Consider the following 17,684-nt stretch of genomic DNA (forward strand, 5'->3'; position numbering starts at 1 on the left):
GGTCGCATTCGTGCGGTCGTCCAACAACAATACCTGCCGGTGCCTGAGACCACCTGAAGGTTGGCCGGGTTGCTGGCGACTGAGGAGGATATCACGCATGACCACCGTCTCCCTGACGGTGAACGGTCAATCCGTCACCGCAGACGTCGATCCCCGCACCCTGCTCGCCCAATTCCTTCGCGACAACTTGAGACTCACCGGAACCCATGTGGGCTGTGACACCAGCCAGTGCGGCGCCTGCGTCGTTCACCTGAACGGACAGGCCGTGAAGTCCTGCACGATTCTCACCGTTCAGGCGAATGCCAGCGTCGTCACCACCATCGAGGGCATCGCTGAAGGAGGCGAACTGCACCCGATGCAGGCCGCCTTCCGTGAACATCACGGCCTTCAGTGCGGGTACTGCACGCCGGGCATGATCATGTCCGCCATCGACATCGTGAACCGCAAGGGAAACGCCCTCGACGAGCAGACCATCCGGGCCGAGCTCGAAGGTAATCTGTGCCGCTGCACGGGCTATCACAACATCGTCAAGGCCGTTGCCGCCGGAGCCCAGAATATGGCTCAGGCGCCTGTGCAGCAGGCAGCGGAATAAGGCGACACGCTCGTGGCACGACGCCCTCCTGAACGGGTGGAAGCTGCAGGCGAGCCTCGAGGCAGACGGCTTCTCTCCAAAGCCTTCTTCCCGGTTTTCGCTTCGCTTCCGCCCAATGAGGGCCAACGCAGACAAGGGAGGATTTCATGACCGCAACAGGGATCGGAGCACCCGTCCGCCGGAAAGAGGATCAGCGTTTCATCACCGGCCAGGGACGCTACGTCGACGACTTTAACCGACCTGGCCAGACTCACGCGTATTTCCTTCGCTCGCCGCACGCCCATGCCGCGATCCGGTCCATCGACACGGGACCGGCGATGATCATGCCTGGTGTCATCGCCGTCTTCACGGGCGACGATCTCGCGGCTGACAAGATCGGCGGGCTCATCTGCGGCTGGATGATCCATTCCAAGGACGGCTCACCGATGAAGGCCGGACCTCATCCGGCTCTCGCTCAGGGCAAGGTGCGCTATGTGGGCGACCACGTGGCGGTGGTGATTGCCGAAACGCTCGCTCAGGCGAAGGACGCGGCCGAGGCTATCGTGGTGGACTACGATGTCCTCCCGGCCGTCGTGGACACGGCCCAGGCGACGAAGGCACCCGCTCAGGTTCACGATGTCTCGCCGGATAACACCGTGTTCAATTGGCATCTCGGCAACAAGGACGACACGGAAGCAGCCTTCGCGCGGGCGAAGCACGTCACTAAGATCGACCTCATCAACAACCGTCTGGTGCCGAACCCCATCGAGCCCCGCGCAGCCGTCGGCGAGTACGATTTCGGAACCGACAACTACACGCTCTACACGACGAGCCAGAACCCGCACGTTGCCCGCCTCGTCCTCTCGGCCTTCATCGGCGTGGCACCCGAGCACAAGCTGCGGGTCATCGCGCCGGATGTCGGCGGCGGGTTCGGCTCCAAGATCTTCATCTACGCGGAAGAGACGGTCTGCGTCTGGGCGGCGAAGAAGGTGAAGCGTCCCGTGAAGTGGACCTCGGACCGCTCGGAAGCGTTCCTGTCTGACGCTCACGGCCGCGACCACGTCACCCACGCGGAGATGGCAACAGACGAGAACGGCAAGATCATTGGCCTCAGGGTGCACACCACGGCCAATCTCGGCGCTTATCTCTCAACCTTCTCCTCGTCGGTGCCGACCTATCTCTACGCCCCGCTCCTGTCGGGCCAGTATGACATTCCGGCGATCTACTGCGAGGTGGATGGGGTCTATACGAACACGGCGCCGGTCGATGCTTATCGCGGCGCGGGACGGCCCGAGGCCACCTTTGTGGTCGAGCGGCTCGTCGAGAAGACCGCGCGCGAACTCGGGCAGGATCCGGCAGAGTTCCGGCGGAAGAACTACATCACGCAGTTCCCGCATGCGACGCCCGTCATTATGACCTACGACACGGGCGATTATGCCGCCTCGCTCGACAAGGCGCTCGAGATTGCCGACTACAGGAACTTCCCGGCACGCAAGCAGGAGAGCGCCCGGCGCGGCAAGCTGCGGGGCATCGGCTTCTCGAGCTATATCGAGGCCTGCGGCATCGCTCCCTCGCAGGCGGTCGGCTCTCTCGGCGCCGGCGTGGGCCTATGGGAATCCGCCGAAGTACGCGTCAACCCGACCGGCTCCGTCGAGGTGCTCACGGGTTCGCACAGCCACGGACAAGGGCACGAGACCACCTTCGCCCAGCTCGTCTCGGACCGCCTCGGCATTTCCATCGATCAAGTCAGCATCGTCCATGGCGACACCGACAAGGTGCAGTTCGGCATGGGCACCTACGGCTCGCGCTCCGGCGCGGTGGGCATGTCGGCCATTGCGAAAGCCATCGACAAGGTGATCGCCAAGGGCAAGAAGGTGGCGGCCCATGTGCTCGAAGCGTCCGAGGGCGACATCGAGTTCAAGGACGGCAGGTTCGGCGTCGCCGGCACCGACCGCTCCATGGCCTTCGGCGAGATCGCCCTTCAGGCTTATATCGCCCATAAGTTCTCGGGCCAGGATCTGGAGCCCGGCCTGAAGGAGGGAGCGTTCTACGATCCCACCAACTTCACCTTCCCGGCCGGCGTCCACATCTGCGAGGTGGAGATCGACCCGGATACCGGCGTGACCAAGATCGAGCGCTGGACGGCGGTGGACGATTTCGGGGTGATCATCAACCCGATGATCGTCGAAGGACAGGTTCACGGCGGCATCGCGCAGGGCGTCGGTCAGGCGCTCCTCGAAGGGGCCTTCTATGACGAGAGCGGCCAGCTCATCACGGCGAGCTTCAACGATTACTGCATGCCGCGCGCCATCGATCTGCCGTCGTTCCAGATCGGCATCACGGTGACCCCCTGCCCTTCGAACCCGCTCGGGATCAAGGGCTGTGGCGAGGCCGGTGCCATCGCGGCCCCGCCGGCGGTTATCAACGCCATCACCGATGCGCTGGGACACGAAGACATTGCCATGCCGGCAACGCCTCAGGCGGTGTGGCGTGCGGCCCAGAAGTCGCGCATGCCCATGGCGGCGGAATAAGGGAGGACGGGAATGTACGCTTTCGAATACCACCGCCCCACGAGCGTCAAGGAGGCTGCCGGCCTCGCCGGGCAGGCCGAGGACACCAAGTTCCTCGCCGGCGGGCACACGCTGCTGCCCACCATGAAGCTGCGGCTCGCAGGCCCCGCCAACCTGATCGATCTCGGCCAGATCGCGGAGCTACGCGGCATCGAGCGCTCCGGTGACACGATCACCATCGGAGCCATGATGAAGCATGCAGAGGTCGCCAATTCCGCCGAGGTGAAGGAGGCGATCCCGGCTCTCGCCGAGATGGCCGAACTCATCGGCGATCCGCATGTGCGCAACCGCGGCACCATCGGCGGCTCCGTCGCCAACAACGACCCCTCGGCGGATTACCCGGCCGCGTGTCTGGCCCTCAACGCGACGATCATCACCAACCAGCGCAAGATCGCCGCGGACGACTTCTTCCAGGGCATCTTCACTACTGCTCTGGAGGAAGGCGAGATCATTACCGGGGTGTCGTTCCAGGTCCCGTCCCAGGCGGCCTACACCAAGTTCCGCAACCCGGCCTCGCGCTACGCCCTCGTCGGCGTGTTCGTGGCACAGCACGCGGACGGCGCGCGCGTTGCTGTGACGGGAGCCGGCTCGAACGGCGTGTTCCGCGTGCCGGCAATGGAGCAGGCGCTGAGCGGGAACTTCGCGCCTGAGGCCCTCGACGGCGTGGCTGTTGATGAGAGCGAGATGAACAGCGACATCCATGCGGATGCCGCCTATCGGGCTCACCTCGTCGGCGTCATGGCCCGTAGGGCCGTGCAGGCTGCTGTGCGGAGATGAACAGCCAAACCAGTACGACGTTGTCTCGATGCCCGGGCCTCGCCCGGGCATCATGCCCTTGGGAGCAGCACAGCCCGTGGCCGATCAACCCGGTTCCATCGACAGCACTTTGGCTCTTCTGCAGAGCGCCGGCTATGTGGCCGACCGCTCGCTCGCGACGGTGCTCTTTCTCGCGTTGAAGCTCGGACGCCCTCTCTTTCTCGAAGGGGAGGCTGGCGTCGGCAAGACGGAGATCGCCAAGGTGCTCTCGTCCGCGCTCGGACGCCGTCTCATCCGCCTGCAATGCTATGAGGGACTCGATGTCGCCTCGGCTGTTTATGAGTGGAACTATGCCGGGCAGATGATGGCGATCCGGCTGGCCGAGGCCGGCGGAGCGGTGGACAGGGACACGCTCGAGAGCGACCTGTTCTCGGAACGCTATCTGGTGAAGCGGCCGCTCCTGCAGGCTCTGGAACCCGACACATCCGGCGCCCCGGTTCTGCTCATTGACGAACTCGACCGCACGGACGAGGCCTTCGAGGCGTTCCTTCTGGAGGTGCTCTCGGATTTCCAAGTCACCATCCCAGAGCTCGGCACTGTCAAAGCGGAGCATCCGCCCATCGTCATCATCACATCGAACCGCACCCGCGAGATTCACGACGCGCTCAAGCGCCGCTGCCTCTATCATTGGGTCGATTATCCGGATGCCGAACGGGAACTCGCGATCCTCTCAAGCCGTGTTCCGCAGGCGGCCGAACGCCTGTCGCAGGAGATCGTCGCCTTCGTCCAGGCGATCCGCAAGGAGGATCTGTTCAAGGCACCGGGCGTGGCCGAAACTCTTGACTGGGCCTCGGCTCTCGTGGAGCTCGATGCGGTAGCGCTCGATCCGGCGCTTGTCTCCGATACTGTCGGCGTTCTGTTGAAATATCAGGACGACATCCAGAAGATGCAGGGCAGCCGGGCCAAGGATATGCTCGATCAGGTGCAGAACGTGCTGAGGGCATCTGCGTGAACGACGAGACCACCCGTCAGGGTGAAGGTCGTCTTGCGGACAACATCGCGTATTTCGCGCGGGCCTTGCGAACCGCCGGACTGCCGGTCGGCCCCGGTGCGGTTCTCGATGCCATTGCGGCGGTCGAGGCGGCGCGGATCGGCACGCGCGAGGACTTTTACTGGACGCTCCATGCCGTGTTCGTGAAGCGGCACGAACACAGCATCCTGTTCGACCAGGCTTTCAGGATTTTCTGGCGGCGGCGCGCACTGATTGAGAAGCTGATCGCCCAGATGTCGCCCATCGCTCCCGGCGGAGCCAAGGAGGAGAAGAAGCCGCTGGCCGGCGCCTTGCGCGTGGCCGAAGCCCTCGCCACGCCCCGGCAGGAGAAGCCGGAGCCGGTCGAGAAGACCGAGTTCTCCGCCCGCCTCACCGTGTCGGATCGCGAGGTTCTGAAGGCCAAGGATTTCGCCCAGATGTCGGCCGCCGAGATCGCTGTGGCCAAGCGCCTGATCGCCGAGATGTCCCTGCCGGATGACGAAGTAACCACGCGCCGCTTCCTGTCCGATCCGCGAGGCCGCCGGATCGACCCACGAAAAACCTTCCGGCGGTCGCTGCGCGGCGGCGGGGCCGCGATCGATCTGGCCTACCGCTCTCCTGCCGTACGCCATGCGCCGGTGGTGGCGCTCATGGACATCTCTGGCTCCATGGCGGACTACTCCCGCCTCTTCCTGCATTTCCTGCATGCCGTCGCCGAGAAGCGGCGGCGCGTCCATTCCTTCGTCTTTGCAACGCGCCTGACAAACATCAGCCGCGAGCTGACGAGCCGCGACCCGGACGAGGCGCTCGCCCGTGCCTCGAAGCGCGTGCAGGACTGGGAGGGCGGGACCCGGATCGCTCATGCGCTCCACGACTTCAACCGCCACTGGTCCCGCCGCGTGCTCGGCCAGGGCGCAATCGTCCTGCTATTTACGGACGGGCTTGAGCGGGAGGTGACCCGAGAATTGACCTTCGAAATGGATCGTCTCAAGCGTTCATGCCGCCGCCTGATCTGGCTGAATCCGCTCCTGCGCTTCGATGCCTTCGAGGCCCGCGCCACCGGCATCCGGGCGATGCTGCCCTATGTCGATGAATTCCGGCCCATCCACAATCTGGCGTCCATGGGAGAGCTCTGCCGTGCCCTGTCGGGCGAGCCGACAGAGCGAAACAACCCGCGCCAGTGGCTGCGGGCATCGTGAGCTGGAGCAGCAGGCCAGAGTCGCAGCAAGCCTCGAACCTACGACAGGAGAACCGCCCTTGTGGGAGGCTTCGCCTGATGACAAGTCAGGCGCAAGAACGCCTTCAACTCATTCAGACCATTGATTTTTCAAGGATGAAGATAGTGTGGCGCGCCCTAGGGGAGTCGAACCCCTCTCTCCAGCGTGAAAGGCTGGCGTCCTAACCGATAGACGAAGGGCGCGGGTCATTCGGGGCGGTGCCGCCGAAGTGGGCGAACCTATAGATGGGTTCGTGACGCATCGCAAGCACCCGATTTCAATTATTCGGGCCTTGCGGCATCCGCTATGCGAAGCTCGGCTTTTTCCCCGCCGCCCCACCGGTCGATGGAGAGCGTGCCCGCCACATGGAGCGGGTTTCCGATGGCCTGGGACAGCACGTTGCCCAGCGGCTGGCCTGCGGCGCGGAAGGCGATTCCGCCGATGAAGCTGCCGTCGCCGCCTCGAAGCTTGACGCGCAGATGCCCGCCGCTGCCGACTTCCCTCGCCTCGATCACTCGATGCTGCGGAAAGACGAACATGGGCTCAGGCTGGCCCTGGCCGAACGGCCCTGCCCGTTCGAGCGCCGTCACCACGGCCGGCTGGGCGCCGCCGGCGGTCAAGGTCGCGTCGATGGCGAAACTGTCGCGCAGTCGCATGGCGCTCACCGGCTCCGAGAGCCTTTCGGTCACAAAGTCCAGGAAGCGCTGGAGATCGGCCGCCTGAATCGTTACGCCGGCCGCCATGGTGTGGCCGCCACCCTTGATGGCAAGCCCAGCGCCCACGGCTGCCCGCACGGCGTAGCCCAGATCGACGCCAGGCACGGACCGGCCGGAGCCGGTGGCTGTCCCATCCATATTGAGCGTGAACGCAAAAGCCGGGCGGCGGAACCGCTCCTTGGTGCGGGCGGAGATTAGGCCAACGACGCCGGGATGCCACTCGGCTGAAGCCGTCACGAGAACCGGCAGGTCCGGCATGCGCTCGAGGGCCATCATGGCCTGAGCTTCGGCCTCCGCGACAGCCACGACCTCGATGGCCTGCCGCTCCCGGTTGAGCTGGTCGAGCTCCGCGGCCAGCCTGCCGGCCTGGACCGGATCTTCGGTCAGGAGAAGCTTCGAGCCCAGGGCGGCATCGCCGATGCGCCCGCCGGCATTGATGCGAGGCCCGACGAGATAGCCGAGATGCCAGCTTTCCGGCGCCCCTGCGAGCCCTGCAGTGTCGAAGAGTGCTGCAAGCCCCACCCGACGGCGGCTCCGCATGATGGCCAGCCCCTGGCGCACGAAGGCGCGGTTGAGGCCCAGCAGCGGCACCACGTCGGCAACGGTCGCCAGGGCCACGAGGTCTAGGCTGCCCATCAGGTCGGGCTCGGGTCGGCCATCGAAGAACCCACGCGAGCGCAGGGTCCGGTTGAGGGCAACTAGGAATAGGAAGACCACGCCTGCCGCGCAGAGGTGGCCGAGCCCCGACAGGTCGTCCTGCCGGTTCGGGTTCACGATGGCGAGCGCGTCGGGCAGCTGCTCGGGGGCCTGGTGATGGTCGATGACGAGCGGATCGAGCCCTAGTCGGCGGGCTTCGGCCAGGGGCTCGATGCTGGCGGTGCCGCAATCGACCGTAACCAGGACATCGGCACCCTGCTCTTTCAGGGCCCGTATCGCATCCACGTTAGGGCCGTAGCCTTCCGTGATCCGGTCGGGGATGTGGATCGCGTATTCCACCCCGCAGGCGCGCAGATACTCGGCCAGGAGCGCTGCGCTGCAGGCGCCGTCCACGTCGTAGTCGCCGAAGATCGCCACCTTCTCGCCCCGCGTCACCGCATCGGCGAGGCGGGAGGCTGCCGCCTCCATGTCGGTGAGCTTGTGCGGGTCAGGCATGAGATCCCGCAGGCGCGGGTTCAGGAAGCCGTCTGTGTCATGGATGCCAACACCCCGCCCCGCGAGCACGCGGGCGAGGACATCCGGCAGGCCATGGGTCTGGGCGATCGCGAGCGCAATCGTGCTCTGGGCGGCATCGCAGCGCTCAACCCAGGTGCGCCCAAGGGCGGAATTAGCGACGCCCAGGAAGGGCTTGGGCAGGAGAAGAGGAGATGATTCGGTCACAGGGGGAGTCTTAACCGCGAATTGTGGTCAAAGCACCTTCCCCACATCGTCACTCCCGGCCTACCGAAATGAAAGTAGGCATCAGCCCAACAGATGCCGGTACTGTATGAAACCGCTTCTCGAGGCGACCTTCTCGTAGAGGGCCTGGGCTGCCGTATTGGTCTCGTGGGTCAGCCAATAGACCCGGCTTGCTCCATCTGCCCTCGCCTTCTCGTAGACTGCCTTGATCAGCATCCTGCCTATCCCGCGCCCCCGTGCCTCCTCGGCCGTGAACAGATCCTGCAGGTAGCAATAATCGCCCGTCGTCCAGGTGGAGCGGTGATAGAGGTAGTGACCGATGCCGATGATCGTGCCGTCGAGAACGGCAGCCAGACCATGCATGGGCTCCACAGGATCGTTGAGCCGCCGCCACGTCTCCTCCGTGACCTCCGCCGGTAGGGAGGATTTGTAGAAGGTGAGATAGCCCTGCCAGAGGGGCTCCCAGGCCTGCCGGTCGTCGGACTGGAAGGGGCGGATTTGAATCATGGAGTTCTCCTAACCTGCTCCATCGTCATCCCCGGACTTGTTCCGGGAATCTACGTCTCAATCCATCTGAAACGTGGATGGCCGGGACGAGCCCGGCCATGACGCAGAATGGATCGTGTCGTGCCTGGAGCGACTTAATCCAAGTGGAACTTCGCCAGCTCCCGGTGCTCGCCGTAGATGCGGCGGACGGTGCCGGTGGCGGAGCGATAGACCACGGTCTCTGTGGTGATCACGTCCCTGCCGAAATGAACCCCCTTGATCAGGGCGCCGTCGGTCACACCGGTAGCGGCCACGATCACGTCGCCGCGGGCAAGATCCGTCATGTCGTACTTTCGGTTGGGGTCCGTGACGCCCATCTGCAGAGCACGGGAGCGCTTCTCCTCCGTGTCGAGGATCAGGCGGGCCTGCATCTGGCCGCCGATACAGCGCAGCGCCCCGGCCGCCAGCACGCCCTCGGGGGCCGCGCCGATGCCGAGATAGATGTCGATGCCCGTCTCTTCCGGCTTCGTGGTGAAGATCACGCCGGCCACGTCGCCATCGGAAATCAGCCGGATGCCGGCGCCAGTCTTGCGGATGGCTGCGATGAGATCGGCATGGCGCGGACGGTCGAGCACGAGGGCGGTCAGTTCGTTCACCTTCACGCCCTTCGCCTTGGCGAGGTTGTGAAGGTTCTCCTCCGGGCTGGCATCGAGGTCGACTGTGCCGGTCGGATAGCCGGGGCCGATGGCGATCTTGTGCATGTAGACGTCGGGCGCTGCCAGCAGGGTGCCGGATTCGGCCATGGCCATGACGGCGATGGAGCCCGGCATGTCCTTGGCGCACAAAGTGGTGCCCTCAAGCGGATCGACCGCGATGTCGACCTTCGGGCCCTGCTTGTTGCCGACGCGCTCGCCGATGAAGAGCATCGGGGCCTCGTCGCGCTCGCCCTCGCCGATCACCACTGTGCCGTCGATGGGCAGCTTGTTCAGCTCACGGCGCATGGCATCCACGGCCGCTTGGTCGGCGGCCTTTTCGTTGCCGCGGCCGCGCAGCCTGGCGGAGGCCACCGCCGCGCGCTCGGTGACGCGGACGAGCTCCAGGGTCAGGATACGCTCGATGATTTGGCCCGGTTGGACGGTAATGCCTTGCGACATGGACGTGTCGTCTCCCTTATCGTGGTCGTGGCTGGATCTTAAGATCCAGTCGTAGGTTACTCGCGTTCGATGCGAATGACTTGGGGCGGCTCGGCAATAAGACCATCCCCCGTAATCTTTTCCAGAGCAGAACGGATCGAAGCCTCGGTGGCCGCATAGGTGATGAGCACCAGCGGAACCGGGGCACCCGAACGGCCGTGCGGATCCTTGTTCGCGGCAACTTCCGAGCGCTTCTGCAGGATGCTTTCGAGCGAAATGTCGGCCTCAGCCATGCGGGTCGCCACGCCGGCGGCGACACCAGGCCGATCATGGACGGTCAGGCGGATGTAGTAGCCGCCCTCGTGGCGCTGCATGGGGGCGCGGGGCGCCTTTTCCAGCTGGTCGATGGGAGCGCCGAAGAGCGGCTGGACATTGCCGGTTGCAACATCGGCGATATCCGCCACGACGGCGGACGCGGTGGCATCGCCCCCTGCCCCCGGCCCAATCAGGGTCAGCTCGCGGATAGCATCGGCGTCGATGGTCACCGCATTCGTCACGCCCATCACCTGGGCGATGGAGGATGTGCGGGGCACCATGGTCGGGTGGACGCGCTGCTCGATGCCGGTCTTGGTACGCTCGGCAACGCCCAGAAGCTTTATGCGGAAGCCCAGTTCCTTGGCCATGGCGAGATCGAGTGGGGTGATGGAGGAGATGCCCTCCACATAGATGGCTTCCGCGTCGATCTGCGTGCCGAAGGCAAGGCTGGTGAGGATGGCGAGCTTGTGGGCGGTGTCGAATCCTTCGACGTCGAAGGTCGGATCGGCTTCCGCATAGCCGAGGTGCTGAGCGTCCTTCAGGCACTCCTGGAAGGTCAGCCCCTCCAGCTCCATCCGGGAAAGGATGTAGTTGCAGGTGCCGTTGAGGATGCCGTAGAGGCGCGAGATTCGATTGGCCGGCATGGCCTCGCGCAGGGTCTTGATGATCGGGATGCCGCCGGCGACCGAGGCCTCGAAAGCCAGCGATACGCCCTTATCCTCGGCGAGCCTCGCGAGTTCGAGCCCGTGCTTGGCAAGCAGCGCCTTATTGGCCGTGACCACATGTTTGCCGTGGGAGAGCGCCGTGCGCACCGTCTCCAGCGCCGTCCCATCCGCACCGCCCACGAGCTCGACGACGCAATCCACGTCAGTTGCACCGGCAAGGTCCACGGGATTGTCGAACCACGTGAAGCCCGAGAGATCGAATCCTCGATCCTTGGACCTGTCACGGGCCGAAATGGCTACAACCTGAACCGGCTTCCCGCCGCGCTGTGCAATGGCTTCATTCTGGCGGTCGAGGATGCGAATGACCGATGCGCCGACGGTGCCGAGGCCGGCAATACCGACCCGAAGGGGACGTGTCACGAACAGCAGCTCCTTGAAAATCTTGGGCTGCTTTTACGACCGCTAGGGTTCCATGTCCATGCGGACCGGAAATCCCAGTCGAAGGCATCGGCATAAGTTCCTGCGACAGGGGTCAGACCCGCCGAACCATCGGCACCACGTTGTGGAGGGTCTGATCCGCGTGATCGAAGAATTTGCGGATGTTGCGGGCGGCCTGGCGGATGCGCTGCTCGTTTTCCACAAGGGCGATACGCACGTAGTCGTCGCCGTGCTCGCCGAAGCCGATGCCGGGAGCGACTGCCACATCCGCCTTTTCCACCAGGAGCTTGGAGAATTCGAGGCTCCCCAGAGTCCGGAATTTCTCGGGGATCTGCACCCAGGCGAACATGGAGGCGGTGGGCACCGGCACGTCCCAGCCGGCCTTGGCGAAGGAATCGACCATCACGTCCCGGCGGCGCTTGTAGGTTGTGCGCATCTCGCGGATGCAATCCTCCGGCCCGTTCAGGGCGGCGGTGGCTGCCACCTGCACAGGCGTGAAAGCACCGTAATCGAGATAAGATTTCACGCGGGCAAGAGCCGCCAGGAGTCGCTCGTTGCCAACCGCGAAGCCGATGCGCCAGCCGGCCATGGAGAAGGTCTTGGACATGGAGGTGAACTCCACCGCCACATCCATGGCGCCGGGCACCTGGAGGATCGAGGGCGGCGGGTTTGCCTCGTCGAAATAGACCTCGGAATAAGCAAGATCCGACAGCAGAATCAGCTCGTGTTTCTTCGCGAAGGCCACGAGGTCCCGGTAGAAGTCCAGGGAAGCCACATAGGCGGTCGGGTTCGACGGATAGCAGACCACGAGCGCCACAGGCTTCGGGATGGAATGCGCCACGGCCCGCTCGGCGGCCACAAAAAACTCCGGGGTCGGCTCAGCCGGAACGGAGCGAATAACGCCGCCTGCCATGAGGAAGCCGAAGGCATGGATCGGATAGCTCGGATTCGGCACGAGGATCACATCGCCCGGCTCCGTGATCGCCTGGGCCATGTTGGCAAAGCCCTCCTTGGAGCCCAGCGTCGCCACCACCTGGGTGTCCGGGTTGAGCTTCACACCGAAGCGGCGCTCGTAATAGCCGGCCTGGGCGCGACGCAGGCCGCCGATGCCCTTGGAGGCCGAGTACCGGTCGGTCCGGGGCTTACCCACGGTCTCGACGAGCTTGTCGATGACGTGCTGCGGGGCCTGGAGGTCCGGATTCCCCATTCCGAGATCGATGATGTCTGCCCCATTGGCCCGGGCAGCGGCCTTGATGCGGTTGACCTGCTCGAAAACATAAGGCGGAAGGCGTTTGATCCGGTAGAAATCAGACATGGTTCTCGTCCCCGAGCGGAATCACATCATTCCGTATAGGCACTAAGGCCTTCTGTTGGAATTCGTCTTCTGGCGCGTTTGCTGCGACGTGTTGGCCGGGAGCCTGACCGGCTGAGGCGGTGGGGTCTTGCCCAATTCTGCAGCCGCAGCACCCGCAGCCTCATTCCGGCTGCGCAGCGCATCGAGCTCCGCCTCGGCTGCCTTGATCTCCTCCGCCGTGCGCGCGGGAGTCGAACGCTGGGGAACGGGCGTGCCGATCGGCATGTACTCGAGATCAGCGGGCCTTGAGCGCTCCACAAAATCAGGCCTCGGCGCCACCTGGGGGCCTGCTCCGAGGGAGGTGGCTACGTCACGCACGGGATTGCTGTTGCAGCCGGCCATGCCAGCGGCCGCGAACATGATCAACGCAAAGGCCGCAGCACGAGGGATCGAAAGGGGCTTCATACGCATTTCTGATACCTAAGGATGGCAACATGACTCTGGCAAACCCAGCGCATCGAACGCTAAGATGTCGGAAGTGCAGCCCGAGGGCAATGATGCTGCGATAGAGGGAGATCGCCTTATGGACAAGCCATATGGTGAAGAGAAGACCCAAGGCCCTACCCCGGATTTCGAGCAGCTCTCCCAAAACGCCGCCCGGTTCATCGAAGGGGCCGGCAAGGCCGCCGCCGCCTATTTCAAACCTGTCCAGGAAGGCAAAGCCCTGTCGGAACCCCCGGCGGATGCATCCGAGGCGATCAAGTCCTTGAGCCGCGTGGCCGAAGTCTGGATGACCGACCCGCAGAGGAGCCTGGAGGCCCAGACCCGCCTTGGCACCCAGTTCTTGAGCCTGTGGGCCTCGACCCTGAAGCGTGCTCAGGGCGAGCCTGCGGAGCCGGTCGCCGAGCCCGAGCCCAAGGACAACCGCTTCAAGGATCCGGAGTGGTCCGAGAACCCGATCTTCGATTTCCTGAAGCAGGCCTATCTCATCTCCTCCCGTTGGGCGGAGGACCTGGTGGAGAACGCGGATGGTCTCGATGAGCGGACGCGCCACAAGGCGCAGTTCTATCTCAAGCAGTTGTCCAGCGCTCTCTCACCCTCCAACTTCCTCCTGACCAATCCTGAGTTGATCCGCGAGACCATGCGCGAGAACGGGGCCAACCTCGTGCGTGGCATCACTATGCTGGCGGAGGATATCGAAGCTGGCCAAGGCGAGCTGAAGATCCGCCAGTCGGATCCGAGCAACTTCAGGATTGGCGTCAACATCGCCAACACGCCGGGCAAGGTGATCTTCCGCAACGATCTCATCGAGCTGATTCAGTATACGCCAACCACCGAGAAGGTGCTCAAGCGACCGCTGCTGATCGTGCCGCCCTGGATCAACAAATTCTACATCCTCGATCTCAACCCGGAGAAGAGCTTCATTCGCTGGGCGGTGGCGCAGGGTCTCACCGTATTCTGCATCTCATGGGTCAATCCGGCCGAGCAGCATGCCGAGAAGGGCTTTGAGCACTACATGCGCGACGGCATTTTCGCGGCGCTTGAGGCCATCGAGCAGGCCACGGGCGAAAAGAAGGTGACGGCGATCGGCTACTGCGTCGGCGGAACCCTGCTGGCGACGACCTTGGCCTACATGGCCGCCAAGCGGGACAAGCGTATCGACAGCGCGACGCTCTTTACCGCGCAGGTGGACTTCACCCATGCGGGCGACCTGAAGGTGTTTGCCGGCGAGGAGGAGGTCCGCAACATCGAGACCTCCATGAAGAAGCGCGGCTATCTCGAAGGCTCACGCATGGCCAACGCCTTCAACATGCTGCGGCCGACCGATCTGATCTGGCCCTACGTGGTCAATGTCTACATGAAGGGCAAGGCGCCGCTCCCCTTCGACCTGCTCTACTGGAACGCCGATTCGACCCGCATGCCAGCAGCCAACCATGCCTTCTATCTTCGCAACTGCTATCTCGAGAACAGGCTTGCCCAAGGCGAGATGGAACTCGCCGGGGTCAAGCTGGATCTGAAGAAGGTGAAGGTGCCGATCTTCAACCTTGCCACCAAGGAAGACCACATCGCCCCTGCCCGCTCCGTCTTCGTCGGCTCGAAAGCCTTCGGCGGGCCGGTTCATTACGTGCTCGCCGGATCGGGACACATTGCCGGCGTCGTCAATCCTCCCGGCAAGCCGAAATACCAGTTCTGGACCGGCGGCTCGGTTGAAGGCGAACTGGAGGATTGGATAAAGCAGGCGACCGAGACACCCGGCTCCTGGTGGCCCTACTGGTTCGAATGGATCAAGGCCCAAGGTCCCAAGATGGTGCCGGCGCGCGAACCCGGATGCGGCAAGCTGGAGCCCCTCTGCGAAGCGCCGGGGACTTACGTCCTGGCGAAATCCTGAAACTTCAATTTTCTTGCGCGAACCCAAAAAGAAAGGCCGGCGAAACGCCGGCCTTTCGGTTTGCTTGCTGACCAACGAGATCAGTACTTGCGGACGATCGGAGCAGCCGGGATCGCAACGGCCGGGTTGTCCCAACGGTAGCGTAGGCCGACCGACACGATATCGACGCTTGCGTCCACGTCGGCCACGAAGGGCAGGCCTTCGTAATCCTGGTGGCCCGGAAGGATGCGGATGTCCGTCTCCTTCGCGAAGATGTGCGTGTAGGCGATGTCGAAGGACAGCTTCTCGTTCCACTGGTAGGTGGCGCCGACCGATGCCCAGATGCGGTCGTTGTCAGGAAGACGGGTGGAGCGAACTTCCGTGTCGATGGGCGACTCCTCGTAGGCCACACCGGCGCGCAGGGTCAGCTGGTTGTTATACTTGTAATCGAAGCCGAGGGAGTAGAAGTAGCCGTCGTCGTAGTTGAGCGGAAGATCTGTCACGACGACACCGCCTGGACCGGTGACGAGAGGCGTCTCAAGAACGCTCCAGTTCGTCCACTCGAAACCGGCATGCACGGTCAGGGCCGGCGTGATGGCCTGGGAGATGCCGATGGTGAGTTGGTCCGGCGTCGTCAGGTCGGAGCTGATCGGGATCTGGCCTGCGGGGGAAGTGACCGTTCCCTCAAGCTCATGATCGATCCGAGAGCGATAGCCGATACCGATCGACGTTCCCGCGAACGGCGTGAGGGTCACACCGGCCGTGAAACCGAAGCCGATGTCATCACCGTCAAGGATAACGCTCGGAGCACCAGGCGTGACGGCGGCCGCACGCTTGAGGCGGATATCGAAGTACTGGAGGGACGGACCGGCAGCAACGGACAGCCAGTTGTTCACCTTGATGCCGAGAACCGGATTGGCATTCAGGGAGAAGACCTTGGACGAGCGCGAGTAAACCTGACCGGCCCAGTTGTCGCGCGGATCAGTGACAAGCCCGTAGGGCGAAGTGGTGGACAGACCGACCCAGAGCATGTCGTTGATCTGGTAGGAATTGTAGCTCGACGGAACGATGGCGTCCTGGCCGATATCGCCGGAGTCACCGAGCGCAAAGGTGGGAACGGACGGCAGCGGGTTGATGTCCACGCGCGGAACGATGAGCGACAGGCTCGCCTCGGTGTTCCAGCCCGGCATCATCGTGATGACGGCTGGGTTCCAGAACATGGAGGACAGGTAGCCAGAGCCAGATGCGGCACCGGCGAACGATAGACCTTGAGCTGCGGCGCTCTGCTCACGGATACCGAAGGCACCGGCATGAGCACCGCCCTGCGCGGCGACGAGGGCTGCAAGAGAGACCGCAGCCAGGGTCAAAGAACGAGAGAGATGACTCATGGAAGTTTTCCTGCCCATTTGCTTCTTGTGCGGGCGAATCCCGCCTTGAGCACAATCTGCCAATGCTTAAATTTTGCCGCAATCTGTTTATGAGGCAGGTTCAGGCTGTTAAGAATCTATAAAATTTATGTATATTCTTCGTTCAATACTTGAGTTTACTTTCAGAAACTCATAGCAAGAGCAAGTATGGAACAATGGTTCATATATAAACAAATGTATTGGCGGCTAATCTCCGGCTGCTTTCTACCACCTATGGGAATAGGGATGTCGTGCACTTTGTGAGGCCTCGTGGCAAAACAGCAACATATTTGCACTGGGAAAATGCATTGTAGCGGGGCGCATTCGCGCCAATTATGCACATGACGCAAAGAGAGGAGCGCTTGATGAAGCTGGTGAGATTTGGGGAAGCGGGACAGGAGAAGCCCGGACTGGTCGATGCCCAGGGACAGGTTCGTGACCTCTCAGGTCTCGTTCCCGACATTGGCGGAACGACGCTGTCATCGGAGACCTTGAACCGCATCCGTCAGGCCGACACATCCACCCTCCCCCTTGCTCCATCTGGCCAGCGCCTAGGCGCCTGCGTGGGGCAGGTGCGCAATTTCATCGCCATCGGGTTGAACTATGCCGACCATGCTGCCGAGACCGGCGCGGCCATCCCGGCAGAGCCCATCGTGTTCAACAAGGCGCCGTCCTGCATCGTCGGGCCCAACGACGATGTGATCATCCCGCGCGGATCGCAGAAGACTGACTGGGAGGTGGAGTTGGCCATCGTGATCGGCGACCGGGCGTCCTATATCGGAGCCAACGAGGCGCTCGATTTCGTGGCCGGCTTCTGTGTCTGCAACGACGTCTCCGAGCGCGAGTATCAGCTCGAGCGCGGCGGCACCTGGACCAAGGGCAAGGGTTGCCCGACCTTCGGCCCCCTCGGCCCCTGGCTCGTGACCAAGGACGAGATCCCGGACCCGCAAAACCTCGCCATGTGGCTCGACGTGAACGGCGAGCGCATGCAGAACGGCTCGACCAAGACCATGATCTTCAACGTGGCGCAGATCGTTTCTTACGTCTCGCACTTCATGATCCTGGAGCCCGGCGACGTGATCACCACCGGCACACCGCCCGGCGTCGGCATGGCCCTGAAGCCCCCGCGCTTTCTCAAGCCGGGCGATGTGGTGTCGCTCGGAATCGAGGGGCTCGGCGAACAGCGGCAGCGCTTCGTGGCCTTCGAGGGGAATGCAGTGGACACCAGCAAGAGCTGGAAGGGACATTAGCCCCACCAAGAAAAGCAAGTGCTTTTCTCATGTCATGGCCGGGCTTGCTCCCGGCCATCTCGCTTTCATGAGGC

At 63.5% G+C, this 17,684-nt stretch carries 14 protein-coding genes and 1 tRNA gene; 7 read left to right on the forward strand and 8 right to left on the reverse strand.

What is annotated here, in order from left to right; all coding sequences use genetic code 11:
* The first annotated feature begins 97 nt into the window (after nt 1-97).
* The 5 genes from VB618_RS16080 (at nt 98) to VB618_RS16100 (ending at nt 6,126) form a co-directional block, all read left to right on the forward strand.
* Complete coding sequence (locus VB618_RS16080) at nt 98-592, forward strand: (2Fe-2S)-binding protein (RefSeq protein ID WP_329797734.1); 495 nt, start codon at nt 98-100, stop codon at nt 590-592.
* Nucleotides 593-738: 146 nt separating this feature from the next.
* Nucleotides 739-3,102, forward strand: coding sequence for a xanthine dehydrogenase family protein molybdopterin-binding subunit (locus tag VB618_RS16085; RefSeq protein ID WP_329797735.1), 2,364 nt, complete (start codon nt 739-741; stop codon nt 3,100-3,102).
* Between the two features lie 12 nt (nt 3,103-3,114).
* Nucleotides 3,115-3,918 carry an FAD binding domain-containing protein gene (locus VB618_RS16090; protein WP_329797736.1) on the forward strand — a complete coding sequence of 268 codons (804 nt, stop codon included), beginning with the start codon at nt 3,115-3,117 and terminating at the stop codon, nt 3,916-3,918.
* 52 nt (nt 3,919-3,970) lie between these two features.
* Nucleotides 3,971-4,909: an AAA family ATPase gene (locus VB618_RS16095; protein ID WP_442931831.1), complete on the forward strand. Its 939-nt coding sequence runs from the start codon at nt 3,971-3,973 to the stop codon at nt 4,907-4,909.
* Entirely contained in the window at nt 4,906-6,126 is a 1,221-nt protein-coding gene (locus VB618_RS16100) for a vWA domain-containing protein (RefSeq protein ID WP_329797738.1), read from the forward strand. Before VB618_RS16095 ends, VB618_RS16100 begins: the two co-directional genes overlap by 4 nt.
* Before the next feature lie 146 nt (nt 6,127-6,272).
* On the opposite strand, the gene VB618_RS16105 is transcribed toward VB618_RS16100, so the two are convergent.
* The 7 genes from VB618_RS16105 to VB618_RS16135 all read right to left on the reverse strand — a co-directional run bounded on the left by VB618_RS16105 (nt 6,273) and on the right by VB618_RS16135 (nt 13,057).
* Nucleotides 6,273-6,347, reverse strand: a tRNA-Glu gene (locus VB618_RS16105).
* Nucleotides 6,348-6,425: 78 nt separating this feature from the next.
* The gene (gene recJ / locus VB618_RS16110; RefSeq protein ID WP_329797739.1) at nt 6,426-8,237 is read right to left on the reverse strand and encodes a single-stranded-DNA-specific exonuclease RecJ; all 1,812 of its coding nucleotides are present in this window, start codon (nt 8,235-8,237) and stop codon (nt 6,426-6,428) included.
* 81 nt (nt 8,238-8,318) lie between these two features.
* Nucleotides 8,319-8,762 carry a GNAT family N-acetyltransferase gene (locus VB618_RS16115; RefSeq protein ID WP_329797740.1) on the reverse strand — a complete coding sequence of 148 codons (444 nt, stop codon included), beginning with the start codon at nt 8,760-8,762 and terminating at the stop codon, nt 8,319-8,321.
* Between the two features lie 134 nt (nt 8,763-8,896).
* On the reverse strand, nt 8,897-9,895 hold the full coding sequence (gene glpX, locus VB618_RS16120; protein WP_329797741.1) for a class II fructose-bisphosphatase: 999 nt from the start codon (nt 9,893-9,895) through the stop codon (nt 8,897-8,899).
* A 56-nt stretch (nt 9,896-9,951) separates the two neighbouring features.
* The gene (locus VB618_RS16125; protein ID WP_329797742.1) at nt 9,952-11,274 is read right to left on the reverse strand and encodes a homoserine dehydrogenase; all 1,323 of its coding nucleotides are present in this window, start codon (nt 11,272-11,274) and stop codon (nt 9,952-9,954) included.
* 112 nt (nt 11,275-11,386) lie between these two features.
* On the reverse strand, nt 11,387-12,607 hold the full coding sequence (locus VB618_RS16130) for an LL-diaminopimelate aminotransferase (RefSeq protein WP_329797743.1): 1,221 nt from the start codon (nt 12,605-12,607) through the stop codon (nt 11,387-11,389).
* A gap of 42 nt (nt 12,608-12,649) precedes the next feature.
* The gene (locus VB618_RS16135) at nt 12,650-13,057 is read right to left on the reverse strand and encodes a hypothetical protein (RefSeq protein ID WP_329797744.1); all 408 of its coding nucleotides are present in this window, start codon (nt 13,055-13,057) and stop codon (nt 12,650-12,652) included.
* A gap of 112 nt (nt 13,058-13,169) precedes the next feature.
* Between VB618_RS16135 and VB618_RS16140 the strand changes: the two genes are divergently transcribed.
* Nucleotides 13,170-14,975, forward strand: a complete 1,806-nt coding sequence (locus VB618_RS16140; RefSeq protein WP_329797745.1) for a PHA/PHB synthase family protein — start codon at nt 13,170-13,172, stop codon at nt 14,973-14,975.
* An 80-nt stretch (nt 14,976-15,055) separates the two neighbouring features.
* Here the strand turns inward: VB618_RS16140 and VB618_RS16145 are convergent, their stop codons facing one another.
* Nucleotides 15,056-16,342, reverse strand: a complete 1,287-nt coding sequence (locus tag VB618_RS16145) for an OmpP1/FadL family transporter (protein WP_329797746.1) — start codon at nt 16,340-16,342, stop codon at nt 15,056-15,058.
* Nucleotides 16,343-16,725: 383 nt separating this feature from the next.
* Here VB618_RS16145 and VB618_RS16150 point away from each other — a divergent pair, with 383 nt between their 5' ends.
* On the forward strand, nt 16,726-17,610 hold the full coding sequence (locus VB618_RS16150; RefSeq protein ID WP_329797747.1) for a fumarylacetoacetate hydrolase family protein: 885 nt from the start codon (nt 16,726-16,728) through the stop codon (nt 17,608-17,610).
* Nucleotides 17,611-17,684 lie beyond the last annotated feature (74 nt).

Source organism: Microvirga sp. CF3062, assembly GCF_036314045.1.
In the GTDB taxonomy this organism is placed as follows: Bacteria; Pseudomonadota; Alphaproteobacteria; order Rhizobiales; family Beijerinckiaceae; genus Microvirga.